The 19717-nt window shown below is 71.8% G+C and carries 23 protein-coding genes and 1 pseudogene; 15 read left to right on the top strand and 9 right to left on the bottom strand.

The annotated features are described in order from the left end of the window. Positions 1-54: 54 nt before the first annotated feature. Complete coding sequence (locus tag M2163_RS12065; RefSeq protein ID WP_280893956.1) at positions 55-954, top strand: aminoglycoside phosphotransferase family protein; 900 nt, start codon at positions 55-57, stop codon at positions 952-954. Between the two features lie 66 nt (positions 955-1020). Here M2163_RS12065 and M2163_RS12060 read toward each other — a convergent pair. Beyond that, a pseudogene (locus M2163_RS12060) lies at positions 1021-1532 on the bottom strand (class I SAM-dependent methyltransferase); the annotation flags it as partial. A 181-nt stretch (positions 1533-1713) separates the two neighbouring features. On the opposite strand from M2163_RS12060, the gene M2163_RS12055 reads away from it, so the two are divergent. Further along, a complete protein-coding gene (locus tag M2163_RS12055; RefSeq protein ID WP_280852776.1) occupies positions 1714-2337 on the top strand; it encodes a PadR family transcriptional regulator in 624 nt (207 codons plus the stop codon). Positions 2338-2406: 69 nt separating this feature from the next. Here the strand turns inward: M2163_RS12055 and M2163_RS12050 are convergent, their stop codons facing one another. Both M2163_RS12050 and M2163_RS12045 read right to left on the bottom strand, forming a co-directional pair. Next, complete coding sequence (locus M2163_RS12050) at positions 2407-2835, bottom strand: SRPBCC family protein (protein ID WP_280852777.1); 429 nt, start codon at positions 2833-2835, stop codon at positions 2407-2409. A gap of 104 nt (positions 2836-2939) precedes the next feature. Beyond that, on the bottom strand, positions 2940-3128 hold the full coding sequence (locus M2163_RS12045; protein ID WP_280854330.1) for a hypothetical protein: 189 nt from the start codon (positions 3126-3128) through the stop codon (positions 2940-2942). Positions 3129-3325: 197 nt separating this feature from the next. On the opposite strand from M2163_RS12045, the gene M2163_RS12040 reads away from it, so the two are divergent. From M2163_RS12040 to M2163_RS12030, 3 genes are all read left to right on the top strand, one after another. Further along, entirely contained in the window at positions 3326-3892 is a 567-nt protein-coding gene (locus tag M2163_RS12040) for a Clp protease N-terminal domain-containing protein (protein ID WP_280893955.1), read from the top strand. A 52-nt stretch (positions 3893-3944) separates the two neighbouring features. Continuing rightward, positions 3945-4940 (top strand): EamA family transporter, encoded by a 996-nt coding sequence (locus M2163_RS12035; RefSeq protein WP_280893954.1) that lies wholly within the window; start codon positions 3945-3947, stop codon positions 4938-4940. 194 nt (positions 4941-5134) lie between these two features. Continuing rightward, complete coding sequence (locus tag M2163_RS12030) at positions 5135-6046, top strand: DMT family transporter (RefSeq protein ID WP_280893953.1); 912 nt, start codon at positions 5135-5137, stop codon at positions 6044-6046. A gap of 124 nt (positions 6047-6170) precedes the next feature. Here M2163_RS12030 and M2163_RS12025 read toward each other — a convergent pair whose 3' ends face one another. Both M2163_RS12025 and M2163_RS12020 read right to left on the bottom strand, forming a co-directional pair. Further along, on the bottom strand, positions 6171-6803 hold the full coding sequence (locus tag M2163_RS12025) for an FMN-binding negative transcriptional regulator (RefSeq protein ID WP_280852781.1): 633 nt from the start codon (positions 6801-6803) through the stop codon (positions 6171-6173). Beyond that, on the bottom strand, positions 6803-7486 hold the full coding sequence (locus M2163_RS12020; RefSeq protein ID WP_280893952.1) for a pyridoxamine 5'-phosphate oxidase family protein: 684 nt from the start codon (positions 7484-7486) through the stop codon (positions 6803-6805). Before M2163_RS12020 ends, M2163_RS12025 begins: the two co-directional genes overlap by 1 nt. Positions 7487-7521: 35 nt before the next feature. Between M2163_RS12020 and M2163_RS12015 the strand changes: the two genes are divergently transcribed. Continuing rightward, positions 7522-8856 carry an aminotransferase class I/II-fold pyridoxal phosphate-dependent enzyme gene (locus M2163_RS12015; protein ID WP_280893951.1) on the top strand — a complete coding sequence of 445 codons (1335 nt, stop codon included), beginning with the start codon at positions 7522-7524 and terminating at the stop codon, positions 8854-8856. Positions 8857-9016: 160 nt separating this feature from the next. On the opposite strand, the gene M2163_RS12010 is transcribed toward M2163_RS12015, so the two are convergent. Continuing rightward, positions 9017-9937, bottom strand: a complete 921-nt coding sequence (locus tag M2163_RS12010) for a DMT family transporter (RefSeq protein ID WP_280893950.1) — start codon at positions 9935-9937, stop codon at positions 9017-9019. Positions 9938-10011: 74 nt separating this feature from the next. Between M2163_RS12010 and M2163_RS12005 the strand changes: the two genes are divergently transcribed. After that, a complete protein-coding gene (locus M2163_RS12005; RefSeq protein WP_280893949.1) occupies positions 10012-10914 on the top strand; it encodes a LysR family transcriptional regulator in 903 nt (300 codons plus the stop codon). A gap of 1 nt (position 10915) precedes the next feature. On the opposite strand, the gene M2163_RS12000 is transcribed toward M2163_RS12005, so the two are convergent. Continuing rightward, positions 10916-11383 (bottom strand): pyridoxamine 5'-phosphate oxidase family protein, encoded by a 468-nt coding sequence (locus M2163_RS12000; RefSeq protein WP_280852786.1) that lies wholly within the window; start codon positions 11381-11383, stop codon positions 10916-10918. Between the two features lie 138 nt (positions 11384-11521). Between M2163_RS12000 and M2163_RS11995 the strand changes: the two genes are divergently transcribed. Continuing rightward, positions 11522-12163 (top strand): cysteine hydrolase, encoded by a 642-nt coding sequence (locus M2163_RS11995; protein ID WP_280852787.1) that lies wholly within the window; start codon positions 11522-11524, stop codon positions 12161-12163. Between the two features lie 4 nt (positions 12164-12167). Here M2163_RS11995 and M2163_RS11990 read toward each other — a convergent pair whose 3' ends face one another. Then, complete coding sequence (locus tag M2163_RS11990) at positions 12168-12620, bottom strand: Rieske (2Fe-2S) protein (protein ID WP_280852788.1); 453 nt, start codon at positions 12618-12620, stop codon at positions 12168-12170. Positions 12621-12711: 91 nt separating this feature from the next. Between M2163_RS11990 and M2163_RS11985 the strand changes: the two genes are divergently transcribed. The 7 genes from M2163_RS11985 (at position 12712) to M2163_RS11955 (ending at position 19207) form a co-directional block, all read left to right on the top strand. Then, entirely contained in the window at positions 12712-13476 is a 765-nt protein-coding gene (locus M2163_RS11985; protein WP_280852789.1) for a HipA family kinase, read from the top strand. Then, entirely contained in the window at positions 13473-13922 is a 450-nt protein-coding gene (locus tag M2163_RS11980) for a DUF3037 domain-containing protein (RefSeq protein WP_280852790.1), read from the top strand. Before M2163_RS11985 ends, M2163_RS11980 begins: the two co-directional genes overlap by 4 nt. Before the next feature lie 129 nt (positions 13923-14051). Continuing rightward, entirely contained in the window at positions 14052-14813 is a 762-nt protein-coding gene (gene fabG / locus M2163_RS11975; protein WP_125190518.1) for a 3-oxoacyl-ACP reductase FabG, read from the top strand. 12 nt (positions 14814-14825) lie between these two features. Continuing rightward, positions 14826-15590 carry an SDR family oxidoreductase gene (locus M2163_RS11970; protein ID WP_280852791.1) on the top strand — a complete coding sequence of 255 codons (765 nt, stop codon included), beginning with the start codon at positions 14826-14828 and terminating at the stop codon, positions 15588-15590. A gap of 192 nt (positions 15591-15782) precedes the next feature. Next, on the top strand, positions 15783-17363 hold the full coding sequence (locus M2163_RS11965; protein WP_280852792.1) for an ABC transporter substrate-binding protein: 1581 nt from the start codon (positions 15783-15785) through the stop codon (positions 17361-17363). Between the two features lie 81 nt (positions 17364-17444). Then, entirely contained in the window at positions 17445-18128 is a 684-nt protein-coding gene (locus M2163_RS11960; RefSeq protein WP_280852793.1) for a uracil-DNA glycosylase, read from the top strand. A gap of 557 nt (positions 18129-18685) precedes the next feature. Next, a complete protein-coding gene (locus M2163_RS11955) occupies positions 18686-19207 on the top strand; it encodes a hypothetical protein (RefSeq protein WP_280893948.1) in 522 nt (173 codons plus the stop codon). An 11-nt stretch (positions 19208-19218) separates the two neighbouring features. Here M2163_RS11955 and M2163_RS11950 read toward each other — a convergent pair whose 3' ends face one another. Continuing rightward, on the bottom strand, positions 19219-19674 hold the full coding sequence (locus M2163_RS11950; RefSeq protein ID WP_280893947.1) for a hypothetical protein: 456 nt from the start codon (positions 19672-19674) through the stop codon (positions 19219-19221). Positions 19675-19717 lie beyond the last annotated feature (43 nt).

Raw genomic sequence — 19717 nt, 5'->3', positions numbered from 1 at the left:
GAATACTGGCTCTCGTCCCGGGCTTCGTATCGGACTGGGGGAGGGCCCGCGCGCATGACCATGCACGATGACCAGGTGGACGTGACCACCGAGATCGTCGCGGCCTTGATCGGGGAACAGTTCCCGCGGTGGAGCGGCAGAGCGATCCGGCCCCTGTCGTCGTCGACCGGGACCGTCAACGCCGTCTTCCGCATCGGGGACGACCTCTCCGCGCGTTTCCCCCTGCGTCCGGCCGACCCCGGCGAGGTGCTGGCGGTGCTGGAACGGGAGGCCGAGGCGAGCGCGGAGCTGGCGGGAGTGTCCCGGTTCCCCGTCCCGGAACCCGTCGCCCTGGGGAAGCCCGGCGCGGGTTACCCCATGCCGTGGTCGGTGCAGACATGGCTGCCGGGGACGGTCGCCTCCGATGCCGACCCCAGTGGGTCGGACGCGTTCGCCGAGGACCTCGCGGCCTTCGTCGCGGCCCTGCGGGGCGCCGGGACGCGGGGGCGGGTGTTCAGCGGTGACAACCGGGGCGGTGTGCTCGCCGATCACGACGACTGGATGGCGCAGTGCTTCGAGGAGAGCGAGGGGCTGCTCGACGTGCCCCGGCTGCGTGAGATGTGGAGCCGCTTTCGGGAGCTGCCGCGCACGAGTGCCGACGTGATGAGCCACGGTGACCTGATCCCCGGCAACGTCCTGGTCGCGGGCGACCGGCTCAGCGGGGTGCTCGACACCGGTGGCTTCGGCCCGGCCGATCCCGCGCTGGATCTGGTCGGCGCGTGGCACCTGCTGGAGGCGGGGCCGCGCGAGGTGCTCCGACGGGCTCTGGGCTGTGACGACCTGGAGTGGGAGCGCGGCAAGGCATGGGCGTTCGAACAGGCGACGGGGCTCGTCTGGTACTACGTCGCCAGCAATCCGGCGATGAGCGCGATGGGACGCCGGACCCTCGACCGCATTCTGGCGTCGACGGAGTGACGGAGTTCCGTCCGTAGGCGGATCGTGGGCCGAGGGCGGCTGCGTCGGGCGGGGCGGCGCGTGGGGTCAGGATCGCTCGGGCTTATGGGCGAGGAAGGTGGCGATCGTCCTCGTCGCGCCCTCGGCGGGCTCCTGCAGCAGCCGCGCGTCGAGGACCAGTCCGGCCTGCTTCAGCAGAGCGGCGAGCTGGTCCGGTGGCGGCAGGTGTGATGCGTAGGACACCTGGTGGCCGCCGTAGGCCTGTGCCGGGCGCAGACAAGCCCCGTCCCCCACGTGGCCTGCCAGCATCAGACGGCCACCTGGTGCCAGTGTGCGCAGGAACTCCGCAGGGCGGTCATGGACCCGACCTTGAAGCTCAGGTCCGGGTGGGCCTGTCGGGCCAGCCCGATCATCTTCGGGGACAGGTCGATGCCGAGTACGGAGACCCCCAGGTCGGCCAGATACGCCGTGACTTTCCCGGGCCCGCATCCCAGGTCCGCGACCGGCCCTGGGTCTGCCTTCCGTACGACTTCGGCGAACGAGGCCACCATGGCGCGCGACAACGGATCCAGTTCCACAGGGGACTTGACGAGTTTCGCGCGAGGTAGGAGGGCTCGGTCACGCGGGTGACTCTAGGGCTAGCCGCTGACAAGGGGGCTGGGGTCTCGCCGCGCCGGCATACGACCCGCCTCGTCGGGAGACAAGGGCCTTGTTATGCGATCGGTTCCGATATATCGTTGAGGCATCGCGACAGATCAACGATGGAATGGAGTGATTGCGATGCGTTCCCACGGATTCGAGCGTGGACATGGTGGAGCCGGTCGTCGGGGTCGTGGTGGTCCCGAGAGCCTGCGGGGTGCCTTCGGGCCCTTCGGTCCGGGCGGTCCCGGTGGCCCCGGCTTCGGAGGGCCGGGCTTCGGCCCCGGGCCCTGGGGGCCGAGGGGGCGGGGCGGACCCAGGGGGCGGGCGCGGCGCGGTGACGTGCGTGCCTCGATCCTGGCCCTGCTCAAGGACCGGCCCATGCACGGTTACGAGATGATCCAGGAGATCGCCGAGCGCAGCGGCGGGGCGTGGAAGCCCAGCCCGGGTTCGGTGTACCCCACCCTCCAGCTGCTGGAGGACGAGGGGCTGATCGCCAGTGAGACCGAGGGCGGCAAGAAGCTGTTCTCGCTCACCGAGGCCGGCCGTACCGCGGCCGACGAGGGCCCGGACGCGCCCTGGGAGGAAGCCTCCCGCGGCATCGACTTCGAGGCGCTCGGCGAGATCCGGCAGGCCGGCTTCGGCCTGATGGAGGCCTTCGGCCAGGTCTGGAAGACCGGCAGCAAGGAACAGCGAGAGAAGGCGGTGGCCGTCATCAACGAGGCCCGCAAGAAGCTGTATCTCATCCTCGCCGACGAGGACTGATCACAGGACTGTGGCAGCGACGGGCGCCCCGGGAAAGAAATTCCCGGGGCGCCTTCGTGTGCGCCGGGGTCAGGACACCAGCCCGGCCAGCTTCCGCAGCGACTCGTTGAGTGCGGCGGTGCCGGAGTCCTTCAGCTTGCCCGCCATCAGGGAGACCGCGGCACCCGTGAACTCGCCGTCGATGCGGACCGTCGTGGCGTCCCCGTCGGGGGTCAGGGTGTAGCGGGTGGCGACGCTCACCGCCATCGGGCCCTTGCCCCGGATGGCGAACAGCCGGGCCGGCTCCACCTGGTCGATGGTCCACTCGACCTCGGCCGGGAAGCCCATCAGCTTCATGTTCTCCTGGAAGGTCCCGCCCGGTTCGAGGACGGTCGGGCCGCCCTTGGGGAAGCTGGTGTGGGTCGCGTTCCACTCCCCGTACGCGGACCAGTCGGTGAGCTGGGCCCAGACCTTCTCCGCGGGTGCCGGGATGCGTGCCTCCGCGCTGATTTCCGCCATGCGGCCACCTCTTCGTGTCGGGCTGTGGTGTCGCGGAAAGTAGCCGCAGGGGGCACAACATTCAATACTGATGAACCGTCAGGAAATGTGGGGGAGAGGGGTGTTCAGTCCACCCTCCGTATCGCCGCCGCGTCGAACAGGTCCCACGCGCGCGGGAACGCGCTCTCCTCATGGCAGTGCCACGCCTCCCAGAAGAGGTCGGCGAGCAGTGCGTCCTCCGGGGCGTACACCCGGTACACGTACTGCTTCCCGTCCACGGCCGGCAGCGCCACCAGCCAGCTCCTGCTGTCCACGCCTGTGTGGGACGAACGCCGTCGTGCGGCGGTTGCGCGAGGAGCGCACGGCAAGGCGGCGCGCGCCCATCGGGCCGGAAAGGCGTGATGTCATCCGTAAGGAGGAGATTCCGGCACCGGGGTCCGCTCTCCGTGGGACGGGAAGATGCTTCCCTTCGAGGATGTGCCGATTCGGTGGGACTGATGGGGTGGGGGATGTGCACCCCCGTATCCCCCGTCAGTCGGCCCGCGAACTGGGCGGCCCGCCGCCGGTCCCTCCGGACGGCGATGTCAGGCTGAGCGCGGAACTGACAGCGGTGGTCTCCGGTGCCCGCCGGCGCGCGCTGAGGGACGGGGACCGGCAGATCGACACGGCCCATCTGCTGCACTCGCTGCTGGACGCCGACGCCGAGGCGTACGCCGTCCTCGACGCGGAGCCCCAGCTGCCGAGGCTCCTCGGTTATCTCGTGCAGCGCAGCATCGGCTACGGACTGCGCTGGCAGGGCACCGTCGAGGACTCCGGCGCGGTCCCCGTGGTGCCGGCGGCGGACGGCTTGTCCCCGCTCGCCGCGGGCGCGATGGAATACGCCTGCGCCCGGGCCGAGCGCCGCGCCGACGGACCCGCCCGCGGGATCGACCTGCTCGCGGCCGTCCTGGTGGACCCCGAGTCCCGGGCCGTCGAGGTGCTGACCCGTGCGGGGATCGACGCCCGGGCCGTGTTCGCGCGGATCGAGGAGCGCCTGTCCGAAGGCATCTGGGAGGGTCCGCCGCGGTCCAGCCGATGAGACAGGAGTCAACGGGGGTGACGCTCATGTCGTGCCCTGTCATCATGGGCCGGTGCATACGTCTGAGAGCAGCAGGTCCTGTGGCGGCAAGGGTGTCGGGCTCGGTCTCGCGCTGGTGTCCGCGCTCGCCTTCGGCGGATCCGGGGTCGCGGCCAAGCCGTTGATCGAGGCGGGCCTGGACCCGCTCCACGTGGTGTGGCTGCGGGTGGCGGGCGCCGCCCTGGTGATGCTGCCGCTCGCCGTGCGCCATCGCGCGCTGCTGCGCAACCGCCCCGCCCTGCTCGCGGGCTTCGGGCTGCTCGGCGTGGCGGGCGTCCAGGCCTTCTACTTCGCCTCGATCTCCCGCATCCCGGTCGGCGTCGCCCTGCTCGTCGAGTACCTCGCCCCCGCCCTGGTGCTCGGCTGGGTGCGGTTCGTGCAGCGGCGGCCCGTCACCCGCGCCGCCGCCCTCGGCGTGGTCCTCGCGGTCGGCGGACTCGCCTGTGTCGTCGAGGTCTGGTCGGGTCTGAGCTTCGACGCCCTCGGACTGCTCCTCGCGCTCGGCGCCGCCTGCTGCCAGGTCGGCTACTTCGTCCTGTCCGACCAGGGCAGCGACTCCGGCGAGGCCCCCGACCCACTCGGCGTGATCGCGTACGGCCTGCTCGTCGGCACCGCCGTCCTGACCGTCGTGGCCCGCCCCTGGACCATGGACCTCACCGTCCTCGCGCACAGCGCCGACATGAACGGCACTCCGGTCGCCGCCGGACTGCTCCTCGGCTGGATCGTGCTGATCGCCACCGTCCTCGCCTATGTCACCGGGGTCGTCTCGGTGCGCAGGCTCTCGCCGGCGATAGCCGGAGTGGTGGCCTGCCTCGAAGCGGTCGTGGCGACCGTCCTCGCCTGGGTGCTGCTCGGGGAGCACCTCTCGGCCCCGCAGATCGTGGGCGGCGGGGTCGTCCTGCTGGGCGCCTTCATCGCGCAGTCCTCCACCCCTGCCAAGGGTTCCGCGGAGCCGGTCGCGGCCGGTGGCGCCGAAAGTCGGTTGTCCGCCCGGGAGAACGCCGCCTAGGCTCCCGGACCATGCATACGCGCACCTGCATCGTCTCTCCGCCGGCCGCCTGAGGCGGGCCCCCCGGAGACCGTGCCCGGCCTGTCGCCGGGCCGAACGGTGCTGCCCGCAGACGAAGTCCGCGGACCCCGCCACCACCGAGCGGGCGTCCTCTTCCGAACTTCCGCGCCTCGGCGCGACTGCGGAGAGAACACGTGTCGCATGCTTCCTCAGGCCTGCCCGTCGGGCGAGGCCTCCTCTATCTGATCGTCGCCGGCACCACCTGGGGCACCGCGGGAGCGGTCGCCTCCCTGGTCTACCGGACCAGTGACCTGGGCCCGGTGGCCCTGTCCTTCTGGCGCTGCGCCACCGGGCTGGCGGTGCTGCTCGCGGTCCGTCCCGCACGGCCACGCGCGCGTACGGCCCTCTCGGAGCCGCTCGGCCGCCGGGCCCTGCGGGTCGGCGCGTCGGGCGTCGGGCTCGCGGTGTTCCAGACCGCCTACTTCGCCGCCGTACGGTCCACCGGGCTGGCCGTGGCCACCGTCGTCACCCTCGGCGCCGGCCCCGTGCTCACCGCGCTCGGGGCGCGCATCGCCCTCGGGGAGCGGCTCGGGCGGGGCGGGACCGTCGCCGTCACCGGGGCCCTGGCCGGACTCGGTGTGCTGATGCTGGGCGGCGCGGACGCGTCGGTACGCCCCGTCGGAGTGCTGCTGGGGCTGCTCTCGGCCGCGGGCTGCTGTGTGATGACCCTGATCACCCGAGCCGCCCGGGCGGAGTCCTCCGGTACGTCCGTGGCGGTGTTCGCGGTCACCACCCTCTGCCTGCTGCCCCTGGCGCTGACCGAGGGACTTCTCCCGCACACGGCCAGGCCCGCCCTGTTCGTGTGTCTGCTGGCCTACCTGGCGACCGTCCCCACGGCTCTCGCCTACGGCCTCTACTTCGCGGCCGCCGCGGTCGTCCGCTCCACCACCGTCTCCGTGATCATGCTGCTCGAACCGGTGAGCGCGGCGGTGCTGGCCGTCGCCCTGTTCGGTGAGCGGCTCACCCCGGCGGTCCTTCTCGGCACCCTGCTGATGCTGGGCGCGGTCGCGGGGCTCGCGGTGACGGAGGCGCGCGTGCCCGCCTGACGGGCAAGGGGACAAGGGGGCCCTTCCTGGTGAAGGGCCCCCTCGGGCGGACGTGTCGGCGCTCGCTGCCGCGGGGCTCCCTCGGACGGTCGTGTCGGCGCTCGTTGCCGAGGCGCTCCCTCCGTCAGGCGTGCTGCCGTCGCAACAGGTGCTCACGCGCTGCCGCGTCCCCGGGCCCGTCCCGGTCCGCCAGCCCCTGCGCGATCCGCTCCCGGACCTCCTCGGTCCGCTTGCCGGCGTACTTGAACTTCGCCCGCACATCCGTCACTTCGAGCCGCAGCCCCCGAATCCCCGACAGCATCCGCCCGTACGGCACCTCTCCCACCGCCACCGGCGCGGAACCGCCCTCCGGCTGGAAGTGCCCGACCTGCCGGTTCAGCAGCACGGCCTTCTCGGCCGGGTCGTCCACCACGTGGGCCCGGCAGCGCAGTTGGACCGCCGCGTAGAAACTCGTGGGCGTCCCGTGCTCGGACGGGCCGTCCGGGTCGGCCTGCCACGGACCCGGGACGTACGCGTAGTCGTCGACCACGCTCAGCAGGCACTCCGGACTCGCCTCCAGCGCACCCCACAGCGGGTTGGGCCGCGCCAGGTGGGTGAGCGCCTCGCCCCGCGCGGGGTCGTAGACGAAGTGCAACGGCTGGACCAACGGGGGCTCGCCCACGGGGCCGTTGACGGCGAGCTGCCCGAAGTCGTGGACGGCGAGCCACTGCTGCCACTCGGCGTCGTCACGGGCCGCGTCCCAGGGGTGGATCAGCATCACAGCACCGCGAGGTAGTCGGGGACCTCGGTGCCGGGGTTCAGGTGGCCGTCGGCGACCGGGGTGCCGTAGCCCTTGCGCAGCGGGACCACGCCGGCCCAGTGGGGGAGGGTGAGGTCCTCGGGCTCGTCGTTGACCCCGCCGGTGCGGAGCTTGGCGGAGACCTCGTCGAGGTCGAGGCGGATGACGGCGGTGGCGGCCAGCTCCTTCTTGTTGGCGGGGCGGGAGTCCGCGGCACGGCCCGGGACCACGTGGTCGACCAGCGCGTCGAGGGCGAGGCGCTTCTCCTCGGGGTCAGTCACGTCGTACGCGAGTCCGTGCACCACCACCGACCGGTAGTTGATCGAGTGGTGGAACGCCGAGCGGGCCAGGATCAGCGCGTCGACATGCGTGACCGTCAGGCACACCGGCAGCCCGGGGTCGGCCTGGCCGGTCATGCGCAGGGGGCGCGAGCCGGTCGAGCCGTGGACGTAGAGCCGCTCGCCGACCCGGCCGTACAGCGTGGGCAGCACCACCGGGGCGCCGTCCCGGACGAAGCCGAGGTGGCAGACATAGCCCTCGTCGAGTATCGAGTGCACCAGTTCCCTGTCGTACGAGGCCCGGTCGGGGGAGCGCGTCGGGACCGTGCGGTCGGTCGGCGCGTAGGCGGTCGGCTCCGGCGTGGTCGCGGTGGTCCCCTGCATTGCGGTCTCCATTGCACTAGTGCATAATCTGCTTTGTGCTAGGAGAATATCGGATCGAGGGGCGACGCGCAGCAGAGATTGCGGCGAGCGTCGAGCGCGCGGTGGGTGCCGGGGAGCTGTCGCCCGGTCAACTTCTGCCTCCCATGCGGGAGTTGGCGGCCGATTTGGGCGTCAATCCCAATACGGTCGCGGCCGCGTACCGCACGCTGAGGGAGCGCGGGGTCATCGAGACCTCCGGGCGCAGAGGCAGCCGGGTGCGGTCGAAGCCGGCGACCACGGGCCGTGAGTACATCGGGGTGGAAGTCCCGGAGGGCGTGCGGAACGTGGCGAACGGCAACCCGGATCCCGCGCTGCTGCCCCCGCTGGCGCCGGCCTTCGCGGCGGCCGCCGCGCAGGGCGACCGGGAGCCGGTCCTGTACGGAGAAGCGACCGTGGACCCGGACCTGGCGCGTCTGGCGCGCGAGGCGCTCGACGCGGACGGCGTCCCGGGCGGTCCCCTCGCCGTCGCCTCCGGATCCCTCGACGTGATCGAGCGTGTGCTGGCCGCCCACCTCAAGCCGGGCGACACGGTCGCGGTGGAGGACCCCGGCTGGGGCAGCCTCCTCGACCTGGTGCCCGCGCTGGGCCTGCGTGTCGCCCCGGTGGGCGTGGACGACGAGGGGCCGCGCGCCGACGACGTACGCCTGGCGCTGGAGTCCGGCGCCCGCGCCCTGATCGTCACCGACCGGGCCCAGAACCCGACCGGTGCCTCGGTGACCGCCACGCGCGCGCATGCCCTGCGCGCGGTCCTCGCGGACCACCCCGACGTCCTCCTCGTCGAGGACGACCACGGCCACGGCATCGTCGACCTCCCCCTGCGCCCCCTGGCCGGCGTCACCCGCCACTGGGCCTTCGTCCGCTCGGTGGCCAAGGCCTACGGGCCCGATCTGCGCCTGGCGGTCCTCACCGGCGACGAGGTCACCGTCGACCGTGTCCACGGCCGCCACCGCCTCGGCCCCGGCTGGGTCAGCAGGATCACCCAGCGGGCGGTGGTGCACCTGTGGGCGGACGGCGTGCTCGACACCGCGGAAGTGGCGGCCGCCTACCGCGAGCGCCGCGACCGGCTGATCGGCGCACTGGCGGAACGCGGGGTCGAGGCCCACGGCCGCAGCGGGCTCAACGTGTGGATCCCGGTCCCGGACGAGACGGGCGCGGTGTCCCGCCTGCTGCACGCGGGCTGGGCGGTGGCCCCGGGCGCCCGCTTCAGAATGGGCGCCCCGCAGGGGATCCGGGTGACCGTGGCCACCCTGAAGGAGGCCGAGGTCGCTCCCTTGGCGGACGCGGTCGCGAGGGCGGTGGGGTCGGTGCGGTCTGCGAGTACGTACAGGTGAACTCCGGGCGATGAGCCGGGCGCAGTCCCTAGGACCCCTGTGACCACGCCTTCCGGGGAGCGCGGGGACGGGGGAGCGACCCGGCCATGGCAGACCCGCTGCCCGTCCGAGACCCGCCCGGCGCCCCGCCCGCCACCCCTCGGCCCTCGGGCCGCGCCTCTCAGGCCCGCCGCATCTGACTGAGCGCCGCCCCCGCCAGTACGACCGCCGCGCCCGCCGGGGTGGACCAGCTCAGTGGTTCCCCGAGCAGGGCGACGCCTGCCGCTGTGGCGATGACCGGGATGAAGTACGTGACCATCTGCGCGGTGGTCGGCCCCACCTCCGCCACCAAGCCGTACTGCAGGAGCACGGCCAGCCCCGTGCCGAGAGCTCCCAGCGCCACGACGGCGAGCAGGGGCAGCAGGTCGAAGTGGGCCGGCAGGCCGGTGAACAGCGGGGTGACGACCGCGAGTTGCAGGGTGGCCAGCAGCAGCTGCGCGCCGGTCAGGGATATGTGGGAGTGCCCCGCCCCGGCGAGGGTCCGGCGCACGTAGATCCAGCCGATCGGATAGCTGAGCGAGGCCAGCAGGGCCATCGCCGTCCCCCTGCCGTCCAGTCCGCTGAATCCCTGCCACGCGCCGAGGACGGTCAGCACCCCCAGGAAACCGACTCCGAGCCCCGCGACCCGCACGCGCGTGGGCCGGTCCTCGGACAGGGCGACGAGGGACAGGGCCATCCCCCACAGCGGTGAGGTCGCGTTGCAGATCCCCGCCAGTGTGGACGGGATCGTCAGCTCCGCGTAGGCGAAGAGCGAGAACGGCAGCGCGTTGAGCAGGAGCCCGGCGACCGCCAGATGCCCCCACGTGCGTGCCCCGCGAGGGAGCCGCTCCCGCTTCACCGCCATCGCCGCGGCCAGCACCAGCGTCCCGAACACCAGGCGCCCGAGCGTCACCTGGAAGGGTGCGTACCCCTCGGTGCCCACCTTGATGAGCAGAAAACTGAACCCCCAGATCAGCGAGAGCACGCCGAAGCGCAGACGCCAGTCGAGGGTGCGGCGGCGGGCAGCGAGAACCGGGGATTCGGCGACGGTCGCGGTGGTCATGGCGACCACGATCCGGCAGACGATCTCGTAGCACAAGCGAGTATTTCAGCGAGATATCTCGTAGGATCGCTTACATGTTGAACCTGGAGCGGCTGCGCACCCTCGACGCCCTCGCCCGGCACGGCTCGGTCAGCGGCGCCGCCGAGGGCCTGCACATCACGACCTCGGCCGTATCGCAGCAGATGTCCAAGCTGGAGCGCGAGGTCGGCCAGCAGCTCCTCGCCAAGAACGGCCGGGGAGTGCGCCTCACCGACGCCGGACGCCTCCTCGCCGACCACGCGGCCCGCATCCTCTCCCAGGTGGAACTCGCCCAGTCCGACCTGGAGGCCCAACGCGGCCAGGTGGTCGGGGAGTTGAGGCTCGCCGCGTTCCCGACCGCGGCACGCGGACTGTTCCCGGCCGCGATCGCCGAGCTCCGCGCGGCGCATCCGGGTCTGCGGATCGGCTCCCGCGAGATCGAGCCGGAGCCCGCGGTCCTCGCCGTGATCCGCGGAGACCACGACCTCGCCGTCGTCCTGGACTGGTACAACAAGCCGCTGCCCATGCCCGAGGGGCTGGTGAAGGCGTCGATCGTCGACGACACGGCCGACGTGGCGATGTCCGCGACCCACCGCCACGCGCACCGCCACGAGGTGGACCTGGAGGACTTCGCCGACGACGACTGGATCACCTGGGGCGAGGGCGCGTTCTGCGACGAGTGGCTGATGCACACCCTGCGCTCCAAGGGCATCGAACCGCGCGTCGCCCACCGCGTGCAGGAGCATCCGACCCAACTCGCCCTGGTCGGCGCCGGACTCGGCGTGTGCGTGGCGCCCCGGCTCGGCCGCGGTCCCGTCCCGGAGGGCGTGCGGACCGTGCCCGTACGGCAGTCGGTCAGCCGGCACATCTACGCCGTCTGGCGCGCGGACGCCGACCGCCGCCCGTCGATCCGGGCGGCGGTGGAGGCGCTGAAGTCGGCGGCGCGGAAGGCCGTCTGAGTCAGGCGGAGCCCAGTTTGCGGAAGTCCCAGGAGACGATCTTCTCCGGGGTCAGCCGTATCCACGCGTGCCGGCCGTCGTGCGGCATCTCCTCCAGACCGAAGTTCTTGCGGGCGAACAACGTCTCGGGGACGTCGAGTTCGGCCCTCAGCTCGCCGGTGCGCGGGGCCTCGCCCACGAAGTCCACGGTCCCGGACAGCTCGACGCCCCGCAGTTCGTCGTACTCCTCGCCCGTGTCGACCACGATCGCGACCCGCTGATCGCGCCGCAGATCCGTCCAGCGCTTGCTGCGCACCACGGAGTACAGCCACATCGAGGTGCCGTCCCAGGCGAACCACAGCGTGCTCACATGCGGAGCGCCGTCCGCCGAGACCGTGGCGACCCGGCAGGTGCGCTGGCCGGTGAGGAACTCGTCCAGCTCGCCCGGCGTCATCATGATCTTCCGGCCCCGGCGCTGAGTGACGGTCATACATCCCCCTCTGTCTCTCACGTCGTGCCAGAGGAGAGATCCTCTGACATCACGTCAGAAAAGGATGGGTCGTCTTCCGTCCCCACGCAATGGTGGCTACCCTCACCGGCTCCGGACCACCGGTCACGAGGGGGAACCGTGCCGTCGTACGAACGACTCAGCGAACTGCTCGATCCCGGGGCCACCGTCCTGCTCACCGTCGAGTGCCAGCAGGGCGTGGTCGGACCGGACAGCGCCCTGCCCGAACTCGCCCGTGCCGCACGGACCTCGGGCGCACTCGCCAACGTCGCCCGACTGGTCGCCGCCGCGCACGCGAGCGGGGTCCAGGTGATCCACGCGATCGCCGAACGCCGTCCGGACGGGCGCGGCGCGAACCGCAACGCCCGCCTGTTCGGCGCCGCGGAGCGGCTGCCCGTCCAGCAGCTCGCCGGGACCACCGCGGTGCGGGTGGCCGCCCCGATCGAGGTGAGCGAGGAGGACTTCGTCGTACGACGCCTGCACGGCCTGTCGCCGATCCAGGGCACCGAGGTCGACGCGCTGCTGCGCAACCTCGGCTGCCGCACCCTGGTCGTGACCGGCGTCTCCGCCAACGTGGCGGTGCCCAACGCCGTGTTCGACGCGGTGAACCGCGGCTACCACGTCGTGGTGGTCACGGACGCCGTCGCCGGGGTGCCCTCCGACTACACCCGGGCGATGATCCGGCACACGCTCGCCCTCGTCGCCACCCCGGCGACCACGGACGAGATGCTGGCCTGTCTCAAGCGGCCCCGCGGCGCCTGACAACTCATGCGAGCGTGATCGAGTCACCGCTGACGGTGATCTTCTCCTCGGGCAGCGGCTGGGTCGCGGGCCCCTTCTTCACGCTGCCGTCGGCCACCGAGAACTCGCTCTTGTGGCACGGACAGGTGATGACCCCGTCGGTGATCCCCGTGACCGCACACCCCTGGTGCGTGCACTTCGACGAGAACGCCTTGAACTGGCCCGCCGTCGGCTGGGTGACCACCACGCCCGAGTCCTTGAAGATCTTGCCGCCGCCCTCGGGGATGTCCGAGGTCTTGGCGAGGACACTGCCGCCGGCGCCGGCGGCAGTGTCCTCGCCCGCGTCCGACGCGGCCGGAGAGGGATCGTCCTCCGACCCGCACGCGTTCAGGGTGAGGGCTAGTCCCGCCGCGCCGACCGCCGCGACGACGACCCGGCGACTGGGGGCCGATGCGGGATGAATCGATTCGCTGGCCATGCTGACGTCCCCTTCCACGGATTCTTTGAACTGCCCACAGGTACGGGCCCGGAGTGCCCGTTGTTCAGACACCCCCCAGTAACCTGGGGCGATGCTCAAGGAAGCCATCGCGACCCGCTACATCACGCCGCTGCGTGAGGGCGGCTCGCTGCCGGGACTCGTCGAGGCCGACGACCGCGGGACGTACGTCATCAAGTTCACCGGCGCCGGACAGGGCCGCAAGACGCTGGTCGCCGAGGTGGTGGCCGGGGAGCTCGCCCGCCGGCTCGGCTTCCGGGTACCGCGGCTCCTGACGCTCGACCTCGACCCGGACCTGGGGCTCGGCGAGCCCGACGAGCGGGTGCAGGAGCTCCTCAGGTCCAGCGGCGGCACCAACCTCGGCATGGACTTCCTCTCCGGGGCGCTCGGCTTCGACCCGCTCGCCTTCCCGGTGGACCCCGTGGAGGCCGGCCGGATCGTCTGGTTCGACGCGCTGGTCAACAACGTCGACCGCTCCTGGCGCAACCCCAACCTGCTGTGGTGGCACCGCGAGGTGTGGCTCATCGACCACGGCGCGACCATGATCTGGCACCACAACTGGCCCGGCGCCGAGAAGTCCGCCGCGCGTCCCTACGACGCCTCGGACCACGTTCTCAGACCCTTCGCGCCCGATGTCGCCGCTGCCGCCGCCGACCTGGCCCCGCGGGTCACCGAGGACCTGCTCGCGGAGGTCACCGCCGAGATCCCGGACGCCTGGCTGGCGGACGAGCCCGGCTTCGGCACCCCGGACGAGCTCCGGCAGGCGTACGCCCGGCCCCTGCTCCTGCGGGCCGCCGCCGTCCATGAACGCATCACCGGCATCGAGGGGGACAAGTGAGCGAGCGCCACATTCACATGGCGGGCAGTGTGGTGGAGCGCCACGTCATCAAGGGCGGGCGGGCCAGCGAACGGGACGTCTTCGAGTACGCCCTGCTGCGGGTCGTCCCCCGGGTCGAGCGCGGCGAGTCCATCAATGCCGGCGTGATCGTCTACTGCCGGGCGAAGGCGTACGTCGGTGTGCGCACCCACCTCGACGAGGACCGGCTGCGCGCGCTCGACCCCGCCGCGGACGTGGCCGGCGTCCGGGCCGCCCTCGGCGGCGTCGAAGCGGTCTGTGCGGGGGGCGAGACGGCCGGACCGGCCGCGCGCGACGACGCCGGGCGCCGCTTCCGGTGGCTCGTCGCACCCCGCTCCACGGTCGTCCAGCCGGGCCCCGTGCACACCGGACTCACCCTGGATCCGGCGGCCGAACCGGAGCGTCTGCTCGACCTGCTGGTGAGGTAATGGATCACACCGGTCCCGTGGGACGTTGACACCGCGTGCCAGGGCTTCTAGCGTCACGTCTGCCGAAGGTACTAAGCGGTCGCTCACCGACCCGGGCCGGAACGTTCTCAAGGGCGAGGAGAATCAGCAATGTCCACCACTGAGCAGCGGGTAGCCGTCGTCACCGGTGCCGCGCGCGGCATCGGCGCCGCCACCGCCGTACGACTGGCGGCCGAGGGCCGCGCGGTCGCCGTGATCGATCTCGACGAGGCCGCCTGCAAGGACACCGTGGAGAAGATCACCGCGGCCGGCGGCCGGGCGATCGCGGTCGGCGCGGACGTCTCCGACGAGGCCCAGGTGCAGGCCGCGATCGCGCGCGTGGCCGAGGAGCTCGGCGCCCCGACGATCCTCGTGAACAACGCGGGCGTGCTCCGCGACAACCTGCTGTTCAAGATGAGCGTCTCCGACTGGGACACCGTCCTGAACGTGCACCTCAAGGGCTCGTTCCTGGTGACCAAGGCCGTCCAGAAGCACATGGTGGACGCGGGCTTCGGCCGGATCGTCAACCTGTCCTCGTCCTCGGCGCTCGGCAACCGCGGCCAGGCCAACTACTCCGCCGCCAAGGCCGGACTCCAGGGCTTCACCAAGACCCTCGCCATCGAGCTCGGCAAGTTCGGCATCACCGCCAACGCCGTCGCCCCGGGCTTCATCGCCACCGACATGACCGCCGCCACCGCCGAGCGCGTCGGCATGGGCTTCGAGGAGTTCAAGGCCGCGGCCGCCACCCAGATCCCGGTCGCGCGCGTGGGCGAGCCCGAGGACATCGCCAACGCCATCGCCTTCTTCACCGGCGAGGCGGCCGGATTCGTCTCCGGCCAGGTGCTGTACGTCGCCGGCGGACCGCTCGACTAGGGAAACGGGACCATGACTTCGCAACTCCCCGAGCCTTCGGGCAAGGTCGCGCTCATCACGGGCGCCAGTCGCGGCATCGGCTACGGCGTCGCCGAGGCGCTCGTCGCGCGCGGCGACCGGGTGGTCATCACCGGCCGCACCGAGGACGCGCTCAAGGAGGCCGTCGAGCAGCTCGGCGCCGAGCGCGCCATCTACGTCGCCGGCAAGGCGCACGACGAGGAGCACCAGCGGCTCGCCGTCGAGCGTGCCATGGACGCCTTCGGCCGCGTCGACTACCTGATCAACAACGCCGGTACCAACCCGGTGTTCGGGCCCATCGCCGACCTCGACCTGAACGTGGCGCGCAAGGTCTTCGAGACCAACGTGATCTCCGCGCTCGGCTTCGCGCAGAAGACCTGGCACGCCTGGCAGAAGGACAACGGCGGCGCGATCGTCAACATCGCCTCCGTCGCGGGCATCGCGCCCTCGCCCTTCATCGCCGCGTACGGCGTCAGCAAGGCCGCGATGATCAACCTCACCCAGCAGCTCGCGCACGAGTTCGCTCCCAAGGTGCGGGTCAACGCGATCGCCCCGGCCGTCGTGAAGACCAAGTTCGCGCAGGCCCTGTACGAGGGCCGGGAGGCGGAGGCCGCCGCGTCCTACCCGCTGGCCCGGCTCGGGGTGCCCTCCGACATCGGCGGCGCCGCGGCCTTCCTCACCTCCGCGCAGTCCGACTGGGTCACCGGCCAGACGCTCGTCGTCGACGGAGGCATCTTCCTCAACGCCGGAGTGGGCTGACCCCGGTTCGTCTCGGCACGGGCGTCCGTTGACACCGACGGCGCCCGTGTCGACGCACAAAAGCCTCACAGGGGTATTACAGGGTCATCACCGGTGCGGTGATCAAGCCGCCTGTGAACGAACCGGTTGAGTGTGCGTGGCGCTGCGGTATGTTTTGCCGACTCTCGGCACGGCATTTCGAGGAGCAAGCGCGTGTTCAAGCGGAACCGATACCTGCCGTCTCTCGCGGCGCTCGTGTCCATATCCACCGTGGCCGGCTGCGGTGTGTTCTCCTCGGACTCGTCCGACAACGGCAAAGCGATCGTCGTGGGGACCACCAGCGCGCCGGCCACGCTTGACCCCGCGGCCTCCTGGGACAACTCCTGGGAGCTGTTCCGCAACGTCTACCAGACGCTCCTGAACTACTCGCCCGGCGTGCCCGACCCCGAGCCCGACGCCGCCGAGCGCTGCGAGTTCACGGACCCGACCAGCACCGTGTACAGCTGCACGCTGCGCGAGGGACTGAAGTTCTCCAACGGGCACACCCTGGACGCCAAGGCCGTCAAGTACTCCATCGACCGCATCAAGAAGATCAACGTCAACGGCGGTCCCGCGGGTCTGCTGGGCACGCTCTCCCGGGTGCAGGTCAAGGGCGACCGTGAGGTCGTCTTCCACCTCAGCCAGCCCGACGCCACCTTCCCCCTGGTGCTCACCACGCCGGCCATGTCGATCGTGGACCCGGAGGAGTACTCCGCGACCGCGATCCGCAAGGACGGGAAGATCAGCGGCTCGGGCCCCTACAGCCTCGACTCCTACCAGGAGGGCGAGAAGGCCGAGCTGGTCCGCAACGACAACTACAAGGGCATCGCGGACCTCCAGAACAAGGCCGTCACCATCCGCTACTTCAAGCAGTCGGACCAGATGGTCAAGGCCCTCAAGGACAAGGAGATCGCGGTCGTGTACCGGGGTCTCGGCGCCTCCGACACCGTGGACATCGAGGTCAACCAGCAGAAGGAGGGGCTCCAGCTCATCGAGAACCCCACCACCGAGATCAGCTACCTGGTGTTCAACCCCCGCGACCCGTGGTCCGCCAAGCCCGCGGTCCGCAAGGCCGTCGCCCAGATCGTCGACCGCCCGGCGCTCGTGCACTACGTCTACAAGGACACCGTCGAGCCGCTGTACTCCATGGTCCCCGCCGGACTCACCGGCCACACCACGAGCTTCTTCGACGACTTCGGCGACCCCAGCGTGGCCAAGGCCAAGAAGTTCCTCACCGAAGCGGGGATCACCGAGCGCGTCCCGCTGACGCTCTGGTACACCAGCGACCGCTACGGTTCCACGACCAAGCCCGCCTTCCAGGAGCTGAAGAAGCAGCTGGAGGCGTCCGGCCTGTTCACGATCACCCTCAAGAGCCGCCCGTGGAAGACCTACGTCGAGGGCTACCAGAAGGGTGAGTACCCGGTGTTCGGGCGCGGCTGGTTCCCCGACTTCCACGACGCCGACAACTTCATCGCGCCCTTCGTGGGCCGCCAGAACGCCCTCGGCACCCCGTACGACGCCCCCGAGATCACCGGCAAACTGCTGCCTCAGTCGCGTGCGGAGAGCGACCGCGGGGCCGTGGGGCCCCAGATCGAGGAAGCCCAGCGGGTGTTCGTGAACGACGCACGGCTGGTTCCGCTGTGGCAGGGCAAGCAGTACGTCGCCGCGAGCGAGGAGATCGCCGGTCTCGAGAAGGTCATCGACCCCGCGACCATGATGACGATGTGGGAGCTGTACTGGAAGACCAGCTGGTAGGTCCCCCGTACGGCAGCGATTGTCAGTGGGCGGCTGTAGGTTCTGAAGCCTGCAAGTGACCGCACATCGTGAGGAATTGACGTGACCGACATCGCCATGCTGCCCGAGTCCTGGCGCGGGGTTCTGGGCGACGAGCTCCAGCAGCCGTACTTCAAGGAGCTGACGGAGTTCGTCGAGGACGAGCGGGCGAAGGGTCCCGTCTACCCGCCCCGCGAGGAGGTCTTCGCGGCCCTCGACGCGACGCCCTACGACCAGGTCAAGGTCCTGATCCTCGGGCAGGACCCGTACCACGGAGAGGGCCAGGGCCACGGCCTGTGCTTCTCGGTCCGCCCCGGCGTCAGGACCCCGCCCTCCCTGCGGAACATCTACAAGGAGATGAAGGAGGAGCTGGGTCTGGAGATCCCGGACAACGGCTACCTCATGCCCTGGGCCCAGCAGGGCGTCCTGCTGCTCAACGCGGTGCTCACGGTCCGCTCCGGCGAGGCCAACTCGCACAAGGGCAAGGGCTGGGAGAAGTTCACCGACGCGGTGATCCGCGCGGTGGCCGAGCGTCCCGACCCGGCGGTCTTCGTTCTGTGGGGCAACTACGCGCAGAAGAAGCTCCCGCTGATCGACGAGAGCCGGCACGTGGTGGTCAAGGGGGCCCACCCCTCCCCGCTGTCGGCGAAGAAGTTCTTCGGCTCCCGCCCGTTCACGCAGATCAACGAGGCGGTCGCCCGGCAGGGCCACGAGCCCATCGACTGGACGATCCCGAACCTCGGCTGACCCCTTCGGCCTCCCGGTGCCGCGGCGACCGTCTCGGTCCCGCCCCAGCGGGCCGGTGAGGCGCGGGGCCGCGGCCCGTCCCCAGTCCTAGCCGGGTCCGCGGTGCGGGGCGCCGTCGCTCCGGCCGGGACGGCACCTGCGCGCTCGGGGCGGCCGTCGGCCCGTGCCGCGCGGGAGACGGCCGTGCGGCGGAGTCCGGCGCCGCGGCCGGGGTTCCACCGCGAACGGGGCGGGTGTGGGGAGCAGGCGCCCGACGGGCCGTTGTCTGTCCGCGGTGCGGGGAGGGGGAGCGTGGGCGGGGAGTCGTCGCTCCGACCGGGAGGGCACCTGGGGGTTCGGGGCGGCCGTCGGCCCGTGCCGCGCGGGAGAGGGCCGTGCGGCGGAGCCCGGCGGCGCGGCCCGGGTCCCGCTGTGGGCGCGGCGGGTGTGGGAGCAGGCACCCGACGGCGGTGCCGCAGATGGGGGTACCCGGGCACGCGCCGCCGACGTGATCCGTCGGAGAGGCCCTAGCGTCGGGGGCACAGTGACGACCAGCCGACGAAGGCCCGGAGGACGCTTTGACGGAGCGACAGGAGCAGACGGCGCCGGATGCCGTGATGACACGGATCGGGCAGGTCGTCATGCTGTGCCACGCGGGGGACCGCGAGGAGGCCCGGCACCGCTTCCTGGCTCTGTGGGCGGAGATCGGCGAGGACGGCGACCCGCTGCACCGCTGCACCCTGGCCCACTACATGGCCGACGCCCAGGACGACCCCTGCGACGAACTCGCCTGGGACCTCAGGGCATTGACGGCAGCCGAGGAGCTCACCGACGACCGGCTCTCCCGGCACGAGAGCGCGCTCGCCGTACGCGCCCTGTATCCCTCGCTGCACCTCAACCTGGCCGCCGACTATGTGCGCCTGGCCCGCGCCGACGCCGCCCGCACCCATCTGCGCCGGGCCCGCAGGGCGGCGGACGCCCTGGGGGAGGACAGCTACAGCGACGGGGTGCGGGCGGCGATCAGCAGACTGGAGCTGCGGCTGGGCGACGGCGGATCCGCCGGTGACGGATCCTGGGGGCCGCCGCGGCAGCGGCCCTGAGACCGGGCCCGTCACCGCCCGTAGGTCTGGTCGCAGATGACCGACTCCGGGCTGCCCTCCTGCCAGCGCCCGTACTTCCTGCCCAGAGCGCAGACGTCCTTCGAGCCCTTGGGGACCGACTTGGGGACCGACCGGGCCACGTCCGGGATCTCGACGCGCGGCTGCCCGTGGTGCGGGGCGTCCGGGTGCCGCGGCTGTGGATCCGCCCGGCGCACGGTGGGCTCGGGGTGCGCCGGATGCGCGGATGCCGGCTGCCGGTGCCGGGGCTGCGCGGAGGCCGCCGCGCCTCCCGGGGCCCGGTCACGCGGTGCGGCTCCCCGCGGCTTCGAGGGCCGGGACGGGTCGATCATGGACAGCGCCTCCTGGGCCGGGGCCTGCACGATCTGCGGCTCCGCCTGACCGTCCGGACGGGCGTCCCCCGGCCCCGGCGGCTGCGACGGCGCAGTCGTCGGCGGTGGCCCGGACACGGGTGGACGCTGGACCGTCACACAGCCCGTGAGAGCCGAGACA

Source organism: Streptomyces sp. SAI-135 (assembly GCF_029893805.1).
Lineage (GTDB): Bacteria > Actinomycetota > Actinomycetes > Streptomycetales > Streptomycetaceae > Streptomyces.
This window is presented reverse-complemented; position numbering and strand designations above follow the sequence as displayed.

Bases quoted from the DNA above. Each gene is read 5' to 3' on its own strand.
- M2163_RS12065 (WP_280893956.1), top strand. From the start codon at position 55: ATGACCATGCACGATGACCAGGTGGACGTGACCACCGAGATCGTCGCG.
- M2163_RS12055 (WP_280852776.1), top strand. From the start codon at position 1,714: ATGCGTTCCCACGGATTCGAGCGTGGACATGGTGGAGCCGGTCGTCGG.
- M2163_RS12050 (WP_280852777.1), bottom strand. From the start codon at position 2,835: ATGGCGGAAATCAGCGCGGAGGCACGCATCCCGGCACCCGCGGAGAAG.
- M2163_RS12025 (WP_280852781.1), bottom strand. From the start codon at position 6,803: ATGCTGATCCACCCCTGGGACGCGGCCCGTGACGACGCCGAGTGGCAG.
- M2163_RS12020 (WP_280893952.1), bottom strand. From the start codon at position 7,486: ATGCAGGGGACCACCGCGACCACGCCGGAGCCGACCGCCTACGCGCCG.
- M2163_RS12010 (WP_280893950.1), bottom strand. From the start codon at position 9,937: ATGACCACCGCGACCGTCGCCGAATCCCCGGTTCTCGCTGCCCGCCGC.
- M2163_RS12005 (WP_280893949.1), top strand. From the start codon at position 10,012: ATGTTGAACCTGGAGCGGCTGCGCACCCTCGACGCCCTCGCCCGGCAC.
- M2163_RS12000 (WP_280852786.1), bottom strand. From the start codon at position 11,383: ATGACCGTCACTCAGCGCCGGGGCCGGAAGATCATGATGACGCCGGGC.
- M2163_RS11990 (WP_280852788.1), bottom strand. From the start codon at position 12,620: ATGGCCAGCGAATCGATTCATCCCGCATCGGCCCCCAGTCGCCGGGTC.
- M2163_RS11985 (WP_280852789.1), top strand. From the start codon at position 12,712: ATGCTCAAGGAAGCCATCGCGACCCGCTACATCACGCCGCTGCGTGAG.
- fabG (WP_125190518.1), top strand. From the start codon at position 14,052: ATGTCCACCACTGAGCAGCGGGTAGCCGTCGTCACCGGTGCCGCGCGC.
- M2163_RS11970 (WP_280852791.1), top strand. From the start codon at position 14,826: ATGACTTCGCAACTCCCCGAGCCTTCGGGCAAGGTCGCGCTCATCACG.